The organism is Bacillus sp. OV166 (assembly GCF_900177675.1).
GTDB lineage: Bacteria > Bacillota > Bacilli > Bacillales > Cytobacillaceae > Neobacillus.
Genome location: NZ_FXWM01000002.1, coordinates 486,937 through 502,113 on the forward strand (window position 1 = coordinate 486,937; position 15,177 = coordinate 502,113).

At 35.9% G+C, this 15,177-nt stretch carries 10 protein-coding genes and 1 pseudogene; all 11 read right to left on the reverse strand.

Translation table 11 applies throughout. The features are described from left to right. Position 1 precedes the first annotated feature (1 nt). On the reverse strand, positions 2 to 1,516 hold the full coding sequence (locus CCK98_RS34175; RefSeq protein WP_088090994.1) for a xylose ABC transporter ATP-binding protein: 1,515 nt from the start codon (positions 1,514 to 1,516) through the stop codon (positions 2 to 4). A 130-nt stretch (positions 1,517 to 1,646) separates the two neighbouring features. Next, positions 1,647 to 2,795, reverse strand: coding sequence for a sugar ABC transporter substrate-binding protein (locus tag CCK98_RS34180; protein WP_256942636.1), 1,149 nt, complete (start codon positions 2,793 to 2,795; stop codon positions 1,647 to 1,649). 376 nt (positions 2,796 to 3,171) lie between these two features. After that, positions 3,172 to 4,023 carry a sugar phosphate isomerase/epimerase gene (locus tag CCK98_RS34185; protein WP_088090995.1) on the reverse strand — a complete coding sequence of 284 codons (852 nt, stop codon included), beginning with the start codon at positions 4,021 to 4,023 and terminating at the stop codon, positions 3,172 to 3,174. Between the two features lie 82 nt (positions 4,024 to 4,105). After that, complete coding sequence (locus tag CCK98_RS34190) at positions 4,106 to 5,521, reverse strand: sugar porter family MFS transporter (RefSeq protein WP_088090996.1); 1,416 nt, start codon at positions 5,519 to 5,521, stop codon at positions 4,106 to 4,108. A 283-nt stretch (positions 5,522 to 5,804) separates the two neighbouring features. Beyond that, a complete protein-coding gene (locus CCK98_RS34195; protein WP_088090997.1) occupies positions 5,805 to 6,839 on the reverse strand; it encodes a Gfo/Idh/MocA family oxidoreductase in 1,035 nt (344 codons plus the stop codon). Between the two features lie 100 nt (positions 6,840 to 6,939). Further along, entirely contained in the window at positions 6,940 to 7,761 is an 822-nt protein-coding gene (gene iolB, locus CCK98_RS34200; RefSeq protein WP_088090998.1) for a 5-deoxy-glucuronate isomerase, read from the reverse strand. Positions 7,762 to 7,792: 31 nt separating this feature from the next. Beyond that, positions 7,793 to 9,658 (reverse strand): 3D-(3,5/4)-trihydroxycyclohexane-1,2-dione acylhydrolase (decyclizing), encoded by a 1,866-nt coding sequence (gene iolD, locus CCK98_RS34205; protein ID WP_088090999.1) that lies wholly within the window; start codon positions 9,656 to 9,658, stop codon positions 7,793 to 7,795. A 44-nt stretch (positions 9,659 to 9,702) separates the two neighbouring features. Then, positions 9,703 to 10,707, reverse strand: coding sequence for an inositol 2-dehydrogenase (iolG, locus tag CCK98_RS34210; protein WP_088091000.1), 1,005 nt, complete (start codon positions 10,705 to 10,707; stop codon positions 9,703 to 9,705). Between the two features lie 475 nt (positions 10,708 to 11,182). Then, positions 11,183 to 12,397 (reverse strand): MFS transporter, encoded by a 1,215-nt coding sequence (locus CCK98_RS34215; protein ID WP_088091001.1) that lies wholly within the window; start codon positions 12,395 to 12,397, stop codon positions 11,183 to 11,185. 319 nt (positions 12,398 to 12,716) lie between these two features. Further along, positions 12,717 to 12,839: pseudogene (locus CCK98_RS34220) on the reverse strand (zinc-binding dehydrogenase); the annotation flags it as partial. Positions 12,840 to 13,433: 594 nt separating this feature from the next. Next, the gene (locus CCK98_RS34225; protein ID WP_088091003.1) at positions 13,434 to 15,026 is read right to left on the reverse strand and encodes an FMN-binding glutamate synthase family protein; all 1,593 of its coding nucleotides are present in this window, start codon (positions 15,024 to 15,026) and stop codon (positions 13,434 to 13,436) included. Positions 15,027 to 15,177: the final 151 nt, after the last annotated feature.

Sequence of the window (15,177 nt, forward strand, 5' to 3'; positions counted from 1 at the left end):
ATTACTTACCCCCCGTTGCGTAATAAATAATTTTTTCTTGGCTAGCTTCTTCTAAACTAAATTCTGCTGAAAAGTTGCCCTCCGTCATCACGTATACCCGGTCACTCATCCCTAGCACTTCTTCTAATTCAGAAGATACCATAACCACAATGACCCCTTTATCCACAAGATCATTCATGATTTTATAAATCTCGTATTTTGCTCCAATGTCGATCCCGCGTGTTGGTTCATCCAAAATCAATACCTTCGGATCCGTCATCAACCATTTTCCAATGACAACTTTTTGTTGATTTCCTCCACTTAAATTATTGACAATGGTTTCAACGCCGGATGTTTTTATATTCAACATTGAAACAAATTTATTTGAAATGGTTACTTCTTTATTTTCGTTAATAATTAACTTACTAACTGCATCCAAACTTGCCATTGAAATATTTTGTTTAATATCCATTCCTAATACAAGCCCTGAACCTTTACGATCTTCAGAGACAAGAGCAATTCCATTTTTTATCGCATCAAATGGGTTATTAATGGTCACTTTTTTTCCTTCAATGTATATTTCACCATCTACTTTTCCAGGAAAAGCTCCAAAAATACTAGAAACAAATTCTGTTCGTCCAGCACCCATTAAACCAGCAATCCCAACAATTTCACCACGATACGCCTGAAAATTAACATTATCAATGATCTTCTTATTTGTTTTATTTGGATCATATACAGTGAAATTTCTGACTTCAAATGCAAGTTCTCCTCTAGAGTGTTCAACACGAGGAAATAGTTTATCAAGCACCCTACCAACCATCATGTAAATAAGTTTATTTTTATCGATATTCTCCGCAATCTCCGTACCAATATACTGTCCATCTCTTATTGCTGAAATAGAGTCTGCCAGACTCAAAACTTCATCAAGTTTATGAGAAATATAAATGGATGTAACACCCTGTTTTTTTAATTTTTTAATAATACCAATTAATATTTCACTTTCTTTTTCTGTGAGAGCAGATGTCGGTTCATCGAGGATTAATAATTTAGCATTTTTCGAGAGGGCTTTTGCAATTTCAATCAACTGCTGTTGTCCAACGCCAAGGTTGCCCACCTTTTCTTCCGGGTCCACACGAAGTTCTAACTGTTCTAATAGTTTTACAGTTTTGTTATACATTTCATCCCAATTAATAACACCCAAATGATTGGGTTCATTTCCGAGAAAAATATTTTCCTGAACGGATAAGTCCTGAACAAGTGCTAACTCCTGATGAATGCAAATAATACCTTTCTCTTCTGCGTCACGAATTTCTTGAAATTGTTGGACTTTACCATCAATAACAATATCTCCACTATAAGATCCATATGGATATATGCCACATAGCGTTTTAATTAACGTTGATTTTCCAGCACCATTTTCTCCGCATAGGGCATGTATTTCTCCCCTTTTCACTTTAATATTGATATTACTTAACGCTTTGACCCCGGGAAATTCCTTTGTAATCTGTCTCATTTCCAAAATGTAATCACTCATATTGTCACCCCTATCCCATTGTGAAAAAGTCGCTGCCTGAATGCACTAAGTACAATCCTTAGGCAGCGTTTTCATTTTTATTTATTAATTATTGTTTTGGCCGTTGATCCTTTGGAACATCTTTGTAAACCTAATCCATTGTGTGGAATCCATCTTTGATGATAGTCGACATGATATTGTCTTTTGTAACTGTTGTTACATCCATGAGAAACGTGGTTACATCTTTTGTACCATTATTAACCTTTCCAACATGTCCATGCTGAATATTACCTGATACCATATTTTGTACTGCCTTCTTATCACCTTTAGCTAAGTTATAGATAAGCTCCATAGCAGTTGTATTTAAAATTTGTGTCGGTTTATATACGGTACTTGTCTGTGTGCCTGCTACAATTCTTTGTAAAGCTGCAATGTCTGCATCTTGACCTGATACTCCTACCTTTCCTGCTAAACCTTGAGCTTGTAAAGCTTGAATTGCCCCACCTGCTGTTCCGTCATTAGATGCTAGTACAGCGACCACATTATTATTTGCAGCGGTTAATCCATTTTCAGTATTCTTCATTGCTTCCGTCGGATCCCACCCCTTGGACCATTGCTGTGTAACAATTTTTATATCACCTTTATCGATGTACGGTTTTAATACTTTTTCCTGTCCATTTTTAATTAAATGTGCATTGTTATCTTCAGGACCACCCAAGATCGAAATATAATTACCTTTTGGGTACTTTTCTACAAGAGCCTTTGCTTGTAATTCTCCTATTTTCTCATTATCAAAAGTTAAATAATAATCCAAATCCCCATTTCTAACTAATCTGTCATAAGCCACAACAGGAACTCCAGCATCATGTGCCATCTTTACCACAACACCTGATGAATCACCATCTTGTGCGGAGATTAAGAGGGCATCAATACCTTGTGATAACATGTTTTGTACTTGCTGTATCTGCTTGTTGGGATCTTCCTCACAGGATTGAACTAGTAATGTGAACCCATGGTCAGCAGCAAATTTTTTAGCTATATCTACTTCTTTCTGCCATCTTTCTTGTTTAGTAGTACCTATGGAAAACCCAACCACAATTTTTTCGTTTTTGTTCTTCGTTGTAGCTTCCTGAGTATTCTTACCAGTATTTATAGCGGTACACCCAGTTAAAAAAATAGACGAAATTAGGAGACTTACGAAAAGAAAATGAAATAATTTTTTGACCATTTTAATCCCACACTTTCCTTGTTTTAATATTGAATTTGCAGCAAACTTTGAAAAGGAAAAGATAATAGCCACTATGGTACATGCTTTTCCTATAAAATTTAAGTGAAGCGCTTAACAAAACGAGAAAAATATAACAATTAAATGTTGTTTATATAGCTAATATTGGCTTAGGTTGTGTTTCGACTATTCATGCTCTGTTTCATTTGTGGATTTTCTAGTTTAGTTGACTAGCTATAACTTTTAAATAATGGAAACCCTAGTCAGGAGATGTTTAAACAGGTTGATATACTTTTGGCAGGAGTACTACTTGCAAACTCGAGGGAAGACAATCCCCCCCTCTCGGTTAATTTGGTGAAAAGATATTTTTTCTAAGTACCCTTCGGTACGGAGTCATATTATGTTTTTGAGGCATGGAGCTTGTCCAGAATTTCGATAATAATCTTCTTGTCTATTGGTTAAGAGAATAACTAGAAATATTATAATGTTTTCCAACAACTTTAGAAGTTTTCTCTCTACTTACCTTTATAAATTCTTCTACATCCCATTCGTAATACTCATCTCTAAACAGCTCAACAGACACTGCACCATCATAACCAATGTCCTTTAGTGTATAGAGAATTCGATCTAGATCAATTGCTCCATCACCAGGAAATAGACGATGTATATTCTCTTTTAAATATCCACGTGGAAAATCATCGGCATCATCAATGTGTATGACAAAAATCTTGTTTGGATCAAAATTTTTAAGGTCTTCAATGTTTGAACCTAGTGAATGAAAATGGAAAATATCTAACACCATTCCAACACTAGCTCGGTTTACTTCTTTTAAAATCGCATCACATTGATCAAATGTATTGACACAGCAATCTGGATGCCCTACAAATTCAAAAGCTAACCGCATATTAGCTTGTTCTGCATAATCTGCTAAATCATTTAACACTCGAACTGATTCATTTTTAATTTCTTCAATTGTATAATCACCTACATTAAACGAAGGAACGACAACAATGGTGTCGCAACCGATTTTATTGCCTACTTCACAAAGAAATGTTAAATTTTCTTTTATTTGGCTATATTCCTTTTCATTACAGAAAGTCACAAATTCAAGTGAATTTAATGCAAGTGGTTTTAAATTATGTTTTTGAAAGAAGGCTGCAAGCTCATCTATTGAATGTTCTTCCAAATAGTCTTTTATAAAATTTAAACGTAATTCAATTGCATCATATCCATGCTTTTCACAAAATTGTAAATCTTTTTCTAGACTAGATTGTCTAAGGGTCTGATTGAAGGATAATTTCATATATTTATTTCTCCTTTTAATTATTTTTCTCAGAAGTAATTAAATTGTTAATAAAAAGTAGAATACATATCTATAATAATTTTTATACAGCTTTACTTTTACTTGAAACTTTGTCATCACTATCATTATAAGTACGGAAGTAATGTTCTAACTGCTCAAGTGTAAGCCCTTTCGTTTCTGGTAAGAATTTTTTCACGAATGTAATTGCAGCGAAGCCTAGGGCTACAAAGATGAAAAATGTTGTGGACAAACCTATCTTGTCAAGTAATATTGGGAATGTCAATCCAACAAAGAAATTCACTACCCAGGAGCCAAACACGCTAATACCCATACCGATACCTCTCAAACGTAATGGGAATATCTCTGAGAGCAATAACCATGTTACGGGTGAAATAGCTCCCTGCTGAAAGGCAAGAAACGTGACTGTCAGGGTAAGCACAATATATGGAAGTACCGCAGAACCCTCAAATATAATTGGAAATATTCCTATGAGCAGAAGTGCTGTCGTCGTACCAATTAAGCCAACCAACAGCAATGGTCGACGTCCGACTCTACCAAGAAGCCAGATTCCCACCAAAGTTGCTAAAACTGATATTGCACCATTGGCAATATTACCGATAAGTGCTGCCTTTGTTTCAAAGCCAGCATCTCTTAGAATTTCAGTACCATAATACATAATCGAGTTTACGCCTGTAATTTGTTGTACTGCACCTATTCCGATCCCTAGAAATAGAATGCGACGTAACCATGGCACAGCTATCAAATCATTAAATCTTGGTTTTTTAGTCTCTGCCTCTTCCTCTAAAGCTGCTTGGATCTCTCTTAATTCAGATTTAGCCTGATCCTCTTTCCGAATCTTTTTGAGAACAACGAGAGCATCCTCATTTTTCCTTTTTGATACAAGCCAACGTGGGCTCTCAGGCATTTTAAGCATACCAAGAAACAATAATATTGCTGGAAGTGCTGCAATCACCAACATGTAACGCCAAACATGCGGGTGATCACCCATTGTGTTTCCAAGGATGGCATTACAGACGAAGGCTAATAGCTGTCCAGTAACAATCATTAGTTCGTTCTGTGTAACCATTCGGCCCCGGCTCTCTGCGGGTGACATTTCTGCTAAATAGGTTAGAACGGTTACTGACGCTCCTCCTACAGCAAGCCCTAATAAGAATCGAAAGATAATCATTACTATAAGATTCGGTGCAAGGGTACATCCAAGTGTTGCAAAAAAGAACAATACTCCAAGATAAAGAATATTTTTCCGACGTCCATTATAATCTGATAGTCTTCCGCCAAACACCGAACCAATGGCTGCTCCAATAAGTAGTGAACTTGCAACAAGACCTTTAGTAAAGGAGTTGAGATTTAGGGTTTCAGACATATAAGGCAAGGCACCGTTGATCACACCAGTATCGTATCCAAAAAGAAGCCCGCCAAAAGTCGAAATTACAATAATGGTACGCAAAAATGAATTTGGATTTACCTGTTTATTCATGTCGGATTCTCCTATTTTCTTTGTAAATTAAACGCTTTCAATGTATACCATTTTAACTATTTTAAATCAGCCATACTATAATGAACGTTGTTGAAGTGATTTTTAATTCTAGTTCTCTATCTTATTATTTTCATTATATCTTATAATTAAGTATATAAAGTATTTTAAATATTCCGTAATTTGTTTCTAAAGAAAGTCTTTACCCTCACTAACTGTCCTTAGTTTTCCTTCTGGAGTCTTGTTAGCTTTAATGGGTAAAGAACTTTCTTTGGCTTGTTTAATTTTAATTTTGTAATGTTAAGCATTTACTGTTTAATTCAATTGTCTTGCCTGTTTTAAAAGAATTAGTCGCTGCGGCTGCAATTTCCAGTGCTGCCTTTCCATCAACTTCTGTACAAATCGGTTTAATACCTTTCCGCAAACTATCAATAAAATGAACCATTTCTAGTAAATATGCATCTTTAAATCGTGTTGGGAAATCAGGAATTAAATTATGTTGACTTCCTTTAGAAGTTAATACTTTTACATCATGATATCTCATCGAACCAATTTGTATGGAACCTTCTGTGCCAACCACTTCTCCCCGAATATCATATGCGTAAGGAGCAATTCTCATCGTTTCAATATCTCCGGCAGCACCTGAATCAAAAGTGAAATATGTCATAGCTTGATCCACATCATTGTATTTTTCCATAAATTTATTTGAGTCCATTAAAATATTGCCGGTTGATGTTATAGACACTATCTCTTGTCCCATTAAATAACGTGCAATATCATAATCGTGAATCGCTACATCTAAAAAGATTCCGCCACTATGCTTAATGAATTCTTCCGGTGGAACGTTACCGTCACGGCTTACACCTTTAAAATAAATTGGCTTCCCGATATCACCAGCTTCAATTCTCTTTTTAGCTTCAGCATAAGCTGGGTCAAATCGTCTCATAAATCCAACTTGGCAAAAAACATTACTTTCATTAATAACTTGGATCACTTCATCCGCTTCATCTAATGTATGTGTTAATGGCTTTTCTACAAAAATTTGTTTACCATGCTTTGCAGCACGTTTAATCATATCTGCATGAGTACTCGTTGGTGTTACAATAACTACTGCATCAATCGTGTCATCTTCAAAAATATCATTAGGATTTTGTGACCATTTTTCAACTCCTAATTCTCTTGCTACTTGTTCCGCTCTTCCCTCAAGAGGATCAACAACGCTTACTAATTGTGCTCCTTTAATTTTGGAAACAAGATTTTCTGCATGCCAATAGCCTAATCTTCCTAACCCTAATACCGCTGTACGAATTGTCTCTTTCATTGTACTCATCCTCTCAATCCAATAATGGTTCAAATTTATCTTCTATTGAAATTCATACTTTCAAAATCTAGCATTATAAAGTTCTTTTATTCTTTAGCAATTATTTCATTAACCATTCGTGATCTTTATCGTTCGTGAATTTCCATGTTCTTACTGGACCCGCCATCACATTTAAATAATATAATTCATATCCAGGAGGTGCTGAAACTGGATGATATCCTTTCGGAACAAGTACAAGTTCGCTATCCTTTACAACAATGGTTTCGTTCAACGACTTATCATCTGTATAAACCCGTTGTAAAGCAAAACCACCCTCAACAGGATTCATTTTATGATAATAGGTTTCCTCTAAGTATCCCTCATGAGGTAAATTATCCTCATCGTGTTTATGTGGTGGGTAGCTTGACCAGTTTCCAGCTGGTGTAAACACTTCAATCACAAATAGACTATCTGCTGGATCTGTTTCTGATAAAATAGTTTGGACTTCACGTTCCATACTGCCCGATCCCCGTTTCGCAACGTCTACGTCATCTGGAGCAATCAGTCTAGCTTCATATGTTCCTTTTCCCGGTGCTTTACAAACAGCAATTTCAAGCTCTGTTAATGCTTCTACTTTATATTGGTCGTCGTTTGGAATATATACGGAATATGCAGGAGTTTTTTCGAATACACTCATTCTTTTTCCGATATTTTCCCAGGATTTTAGTTTTGTCTGAACATTCGCACGGCCAGATACCAATACAATAACTGTTTCTTGGTCCAAGGTTTCATTTTGTATAGTTTGACCTTCTTTTAGCTTGTATACATCGAATCCAACATATTTCCAACCTGCAGATTTAGGTGTTACGGATATCACTTTACCGTTTTTATCACCTTTTTGTTCTGGTGTGACAAGTAGATTACTTGCAAGTAAATTACTCATTTTATTTTCTCCTTTTACTAGTTATAATATTTTAATATTTTCTAGTTTCAGCAACTTTTTTTGCCATATTATCGTGAGCTTTTCTAACTTTTTCACTCGTTGAAACTTCAGCTACACCAAGGCGCCACCATGATTCATATCCAGTTGTACAAGTACCAGGTAGTACTTTTATGTCGATTAATGTTGATACTGTTTCTTTCTTAGCTTGTTCCAATGCCACTCTTAATTCTTCTACTGTATGGACTGTATATCCCTTTGCTCCAAGGCTTCGAGCGTTTGCTGCAAAATCGATTGGCATATAATCTCCTGTCAAACGGTTGTCCTGGTTAGAACGATAGCGGAATTCGTTACCAAAACCGTCACTTCCTTGTCCTCTTTGCAAATTATGGATACATTGGAATCCATGATTATCAAATAAAAGAATATTAATCTTTTTATTTTCTTGAAGACTTGTTACTAGTTCTGAATGGAGCATTAAATAACTTCCATCCCCCACAATGGCATATACTTCCTGGTTTTCCTCTGCCATCTTAATTCCTAATGCACCAGCTACTTCATAACCCATACAAGAGAACCCATATTCCATATGATAAGTTTTTGGATTTGAACTTCTCCATAAACGGTGTAGATCCCCTGGCAAACTACCAGCTGCGGCAATAATAACATCTTTGTCATCTATAGCTTTATTGATTTCACCTAAAACTTGAGTTTGTGAAAGTCCTTCTTCTCTTTTATCAGCAAAGTATTTATCTACTTCTGCATTCCAATTCTCTTTCAATTCTTGAAGATAACTCTCTTCATAAGATGTTTTATATCCTTGTTTTTTTAATTCTTCTGTTAAAATTTCAAGTCCTACCTTTGCATCTGTTACAAATGATTGTCCATCTAATTTTAGAGCATCAAATGAACTGACATTAATACCTAAAAACTCAACATCTGGGTTTTGGAATGCTGATTTCGACGATGTTGAGAAATCAGTTAATCTAGTTCCTACCCCAATAACTAAATCGGCTTCTTTCGCTAAGATGTTTGAAGCTAGTGATCCTGTTGATCCAATACTCCCCATATTTAAAGCGTAATCCCATGAAAGAGCACTTTTCCCAGCTTGTGTTTCCCCAACAGGAATTTGAAAGACCTCAGAGAACGTTTTCAATTGTTCGGTTGAGAATGAATAATGGACTCCTCCTCCTGCAATAATAACTGGTTTTTTCTTTCTTGATATTAACTCAACAGCACGTTCAATCTCTTTCGGAGCAGGATTTCTTCTCTCGATAAAATGAACTCTCTTTTTAAAGAATTCAACTGGATAATCGTATGCTTCGCTTTGCACATCTTGAGGTAAGGCTAAGGTGACCGCACCCGTTTCTACAGGATCGGTTAATACACGCATTGCATTTAATGCTGCAGTCATTAGCTGTTCTGGTCTTTGAATACGATCCCAATATTTACTTACTGGTTTAAATGCATCACTTGCAGCAATTGTATAATCTGTCGGATCTTCGATTTGTTGTAAAACCGGGTCCGGCTGACGAGTAGCAAAGTTATCACCTGGTAATAACAAGACTGGAATTCTATTCACTGTTGCAGTGCCTGCAGCAGGAACCATATTTAAAGCACCCGGTCCAATTGATGTAGTACAAGCAAAAATTTCAAGTCGGTTTTTTTGCTTTGCATAAGCTGCCGCTGTATGTACCATCCCTTGTTCATTTTTCCCTTGAATATAAGTTAGTCCCCCGGTATGTGTTTCTAAAGCTTCACCCATCCCTGTCACATTTCCGTGACCAAAAATTCCAAAGACACCCTGGATAAATTTCCTTTCTTCACCATCGAATTCAATGTATTGATTATCTAAGAATTTTAATAGCGCCTGCGCCATTGTTAAACGAATTGTTTCCATTCAGTATCCCTCCAATTACTTAATAGATTATTTATTTAGTATTTTTATTTAAGAAGTACAGTTTCTTTTGTTTCAAAAGACCTAGTAGCAGCAGCAGCAATTTCTAATGCAATCTTTCCATCTATCTCTGTAACTTGTGGTCGTTCATTTTTTTGTAGACACTCTATAAAGTGAGCCAATTCATGCAAGAAAGCATCTTTGAACTTAACAGGAAAATTTGGGATATTATCATAAACGCTGCCTTTATTAGTTAAGATCTTTATGTCGTGATATTGGAGAGAACCAATCTGAATAGATCCTTCAGTTCCAACCACTTCACCTCTGATATCATAACCGAATGTCGAATTACGACTGGCTTCGATATCGCACGATGCTCCATTTTGGAATTTCATAAAAGTTATTGATTGATCTACATCTCCGTATTTATTCATAAATGGATGCACTAATACATTGCCAAATGTTTTAATAGAATGAACATCATCTCCAATTAAGAAACGAGCAATATCATATTCATGAATAGCTAAATCCAAGAAAATGCCTCCACTTGTCTTAATATATTCTTCTGGAGGTGAGCCTGGATCTCGACTAACTCCTTTGAAATAGATGGGTTTCCCTATATCCCCATTCATAATTCGCCGCCGTGCTTCTGCGTATGCTGGGTCAAATCTTCTCATGAAGCCAACTTGGCAATAAACGTTATTCTTCTGAATTTCCTGGATAACTAGATCTGCTTCATCTAATGTTTCTGTCAAAGGTTTATCTACAAATATGTGCTTGCCACTTCTTGCTGCTTGAATAATTAACTCAGCATGTGTTTTTGTAGGGGTAACAATTACAACTGCATCAATCGTTGGATCATCAAACACTTCTTGTGGATTTGTCGTCCACTTTTTCACCCCCAACTCACGAGCTACCTTTTCGGCGCTCTCTTTTCTTGAGGCAACTACTGTTACTAATTCAGCACCTTTTATGCGTGTTGCAAGATTTTCAGCATGAAAATATCCTAACCTTCCAACTCCAAAGACAGCACATCTAATTTTTTCCTTCATAGTTCCACCAGCACCTTTAACTGTTTTTATCAAATCAATAGAGTTAACCGCTTAACCGTTTGAACAAATTTTTTTGCGAAATAATTATTACGAGCTACTAAAACTCGGAATCTTCCGCTTAATTACTAAACTAGATTTCTATAAACATCTCGAATTTCTCATTGGAATAATGATTTTTACAGAAATCCCTTTTACCTCCAGTTAATATTAAAGCGCTTAACTAACTAACAGACCAAATGAAACGCTTTCTTTCTGAATTATATTATAATAAAATTCAGAAAACAATAGTAAAATCAACTTTAATCTAATATTAATTTATTATTAAACATGATTAACTTGATTTGCCTCTTTACTTAAGCGCTTAACATTTCTTGATTTGAGTATATTATAAGAAAATTTAGAATGCAACAAATTTTTTTCAGAAAACCTAAAATCCTTTTTTAAAGCAATCCTCCATTTCCATTTGTTCTTGTAACTACTGAATAGCCTTACTTCTATTGTCTTTTTGACACGTATTTAGTATTTCTAACTTATACCAGACTATTGATAACACCGTTCCTAATAAAGCTAAAAACCCAGCTAAATAAAATACACTTTCTAATCCGTTTCTTTGAGTAAACTTACCTGCTATAAAAGGACCTAAGAAAATTCCCAACGCATAAAAGGACTGAAAAAATCCCATTGCTGTAGCATACTTATTATTTGGTATTTCCTGGATTGCAATACCCATTAATAGTGGAATTAACAGTCCAAGAGCAAATCCATTAAATACCTGTGTGACATAGAGCAATGGTAAATCCGTTACTAGTGGAATAAGGATTGAAAACACTGCAGTACCTAAAAAACCCGCAAACAAAATATGCCATCTATTGAAACGAGTAAGCAAATACCGACCAGTAACAATTGGTGCAAAAGCATGAGGAATCATAAAACTAAATACAAGAATCATTAAACTCTCCTTTGTTGCACCAATGTTTAACGCTTGATTTGTAGTAAAACCAAACATAGTAATAAAAAGTACGGAATGAGCAATTGCCGATAGCAAAGAAGCCTTTAAAATCAAAGAATGTTTTACTAATTTTTTTATCTGAATCTTTTGTTTTTTTATTTCCCTTTTATTGATTTCTTTTATCCAAAATGACATGATGAAGCCAATTATTCCAATACACGCTCCAAAGTAAAAAGGTGCTTTCCATCCCCACTTTCCAACGAGATAACCACTTAGTCCCATACTTGTTAATTGGGCTAAAACTGTAATACATTGAATATTCCCCATTGCTCTTGTTGACTCTTCCTTTTCAAAGTAACTCGCATATAAAACGGTAAAAGCTACCCATGTTGAAGCCGTAACTCCTGAAATAACTCGAGAAACCAAGGCAGAAGTTAAGCTTTCGTTAAGAGCAAACCCCAAGCAACTTATAACAGTTGTTGCTAGCCCTAAGATAATAAATGGCTTTCGAATCCCCCATATATCTGACAAAATACCCATTGGACATCTTAAAATAATTTGCATTATTCCATAACTCCCTACAATCAATCCAGCCAGTGCTGCTGTTCCACCCAGATGATAAATATAAGGTACAAAAATAGGCACATAAATATACATTGAAAACCAATAAACAAACGTTACGACAATAAAAAAAAGATGATAGTATTTAGGAATCTTTAATTTGTACTGCGTAATTTTCATAATTTCTCCCCCTTTTAATTAAGCGCTTAACAAAAATACATTTATTTGCACTAATATTTAATAACATAACAAAATAATAAAATATGTCAATTACTTGATCATATATTCTATTTAGCCCGAGAAATATACGGAGAAAAAATAAAAATTAACCACTTAAAATAACATCTTGGAGAAGTCCAAGATTTGAGGTAATAACAGGCTTATAATTTAACGCCTGTCTGCTCTCCTTCCTTTTCCACTTTTCTCCAAGTACCCAAACCGCAATACAGATAAAAACCAAACTCTCCTAACCTTTCCAAAGGCCCATATAACCAATAGTTTACCATTCATTTGTCAATACGACCTTTCCAATTGCCTTATTTGATTCAAGTAAAATATGTGCTTCCTTTACTTGATCAAAATTGAAAACCCCTTTATCGACTAACGGCTGGAGCTTCCCTTTCGTCCAAAGGCAATGTTTTGGGGAAGCCAATTTTTAAGGTCCCAGGATCCGAACGGGCTGATGGGGCAGTATTGTGAGGAGATTTCCTGCAAGACCGGTTTCTATTCTTATTTATGCAGATGCCGATTCTTCTTTTCTTACTGACTTCAAATATTGTTTTTATTTATTTTATTAACTTACAAGTCAATTTAATTCGCCATTTCAGTTATGGTTTGGGAAAAATTCTTCATAAAGGTTATTCTGGCTTGCATCCTGAAGCAGCACCTATGCCGGGAAACCACTAAAAAAAGCCTTGATAAACGTTACCAAGGCTATGTTATGATGCAATGTGTAGGACTCTACCCCTACCCCGTCAAGGTTGTAAAGTCAAACGTTTACAAAAGATAGGATTGAAAAAGTTATATTATAAACTAGTTAAAATGGTAACGGACTTCTTCTATCTGTATGGGAAAAATTAGCTTTGAAATACTTATGTTGAAGGTCCTCTTGGAGTTATCCAAATATTTTTGTTACCTTTTGATAAACCTCTATTGTTTATCCATCAACAGATAATATAAATACAGGGTTAACTTTTCCCGTTTATTTTCTTTTAAACTATAAAGTTCTTTTTAATAATTCATCCGAAGAATCAGGAATTGGAAACAGTTCTGATAACCTTTTTATTTTTCCATCGACATCTTTAAATACAATGTGATCACGAGTGAATTTACGGGGGCTATCAATGCCACAAGCCGCAGCTAAGGCAAACAAACCTTGACGTACATTAATGATGTAGTTCATGACTCGCCATTTCTTTTCCTCTGGCACAAGTGCTTCTTGATATTTTGGATCGGTGGTCGTTACGCCCGTAGGGCATTTACCAGTATGGCATTGAAGAGCCATTATACAGCCGTTAGCAATCATAAATCCTCGCGCAGAGTTCACGGCATCTGCACCAATCGCAAGGGCAATAGCAATTTTATCGGCTGAAATTAACTTTCCTGAAGCAAAAATTTTCAGCTTATTTCGTAGACCAAACTGATAGGCCTTATCAACAACCGCAATTAAAGCAGGATATAAAGGAAGCCCCATTGTATCTGCCATTGATTTGTAAGTGGCGCCTGTTCCACCTTCTCCGCCATCAACCGTAATAAAGTCCGGATAAATCCTAAGATTATTCATGGCCTCGAAAAATTTATCCAAGCTGGATGGATATCCAACGACAATTTTGATTCCGACAGGTTTTCCACCTTCATCTTGCATCATTTTGATAAACTGCAACGTTTCGAGCACATTATGCAAAAATGGAAAGCGATTTGGTGAATTAATGGTTTTCCCCACTGGAACTTTACGAATGTTTGCTACCTTCGTTGTAACCTTTGACCCCTCCAGATGTCCGCCACGGATTTTTGCTCCTTGGCCGAATTTAAGTTCAAATGCTTTTATATTCGGCTCCTGGGCTTTAAACTTAAATTCATCAATAGAAAAATTCCCCTCATCATCGCGAAAACCAAATAAACCAGGGCCAATTTGAGCGACCACATCTACACCACTTTCTAAATGCTCTGGTGCGACTCCGCCCTCCCCCGTATTAATCCATGAACCGCCTGCCAAACGGCTGCCATGACCTGTTGAAAGTATATAGTTTTCGCCGACTGCTCCGTAAGATGTGGCAGAGGCACCAAATGGACCGCGAAGTCTCCATGGAAATTTCCGATCACCGCCAACGATTATGGCATCTTCCTCATGGTAAAGCCAACGTGTTGTTTGGTCCTTTTCAAGCTGTTCGTGACGAGTAAACAACCCTTCATGATCAATTTTATATTTCATGGAATGGACTTTTTCTTGATTGTCAACCCTTAATTCTTCATTTAATAGGGGAAACAAACCATTCGCAATATAATAACCAGGCTTATCAAAGTCACGTTTGGAACCGAAGCTTAAAAGGTCACTTCGATATTTGGCAGAAAAAACAATCCCTAAAAAATCTGTTCGTGAAAATGGTTTGCCACTATTGTCATCATCAAACCAATATTGCCTGAATTCCGGGCCAATCTTTTCTAACAAGTAGCGCATCCATCCCAAATAAGGGTGTGCTCTGATAATCGAATGCTGTGGTTTCTTTGCTAAAAAATTTAACCACAAAAGCAAGGCAATCGGTCCTACAATAAACACAATCAATAGAAAGATAAAAATAGTCCATACCATCAAACAATCCCTCCTTTTCTAACTAATATTGAGACAAGATCCGCAATTCTGATGCTGGGCGGTTATTTTTTCATTACTAATATGTTTATTTAAAACTATCCTTTATGTTGCCTGATATTTATCTCAGATTGTATTTTCTCAAGCTAGAGAT

Bases quoted from the DNA above. Each gene is read 5' to 3' on its own strand.
- CCK98_RS34175 (WP_088090994.1), bottom strand. From the start codon at position 1,516: ATGAGTGATTACATTTTGGAAATGAGACAGATTACAAAGGAATTTCCC.
- CCK98_RS34185 (WP_088090995.1), bottom strand. From the start codon at position 4,023: ATGAAATTATCCTTCAATCAGACCCTTAGACAATCTAGTCTAGAAAAA.
- CCK98_RS34190 (WP_088090996.1), bottom strand. From the start codon at position 5,521: ATGAATAAACAGGTAAATCCAAATTCATTTTTGCGTACCATTATTGTA.
- CCK98_RS34195 (WP_088090997.1), bottom strand. From the start codon at position 6,839: ATGAAAGAGACAATTCGTACAGCGGTATTAGGGTTAGGAAGATTAGGC.
- iolB (WP_088090998.1), bottom strand. From the start codon at position 7,761: ATGAGTAATTTACTTGCAAGTAATCTACTTGTCACACCAGAACAAAAA.
- iolD (WP_088090999.1), bottom strand. From the start codon at position 9,658: ATGGAAACAATTCGTTTAACAATGGCGCAGGCGCTATTAAAATTCTTA.
- iolG (WP_088091000.1), bottom strand. From the start codon at position 10,707: ATGAAGGAAAAAATTAGATGTGCTGTCTTTGGAGTTGGAAGGTTAGGA.
- CCK98_RS34215 (WP_088091001.1), bottom strand. From the start codon at position 12,397: ATGAAAATTACGCAGTACAAATTAAAGATTCCTAAATACTATCATCTT.
- CCK98_RS34225 (WP_088091003.1), bottom strand. From the start codon at position 15,026: ATGGTATGGACTATTTTTATCTTTCTATTGATTGTGTTTATTGTAGGA.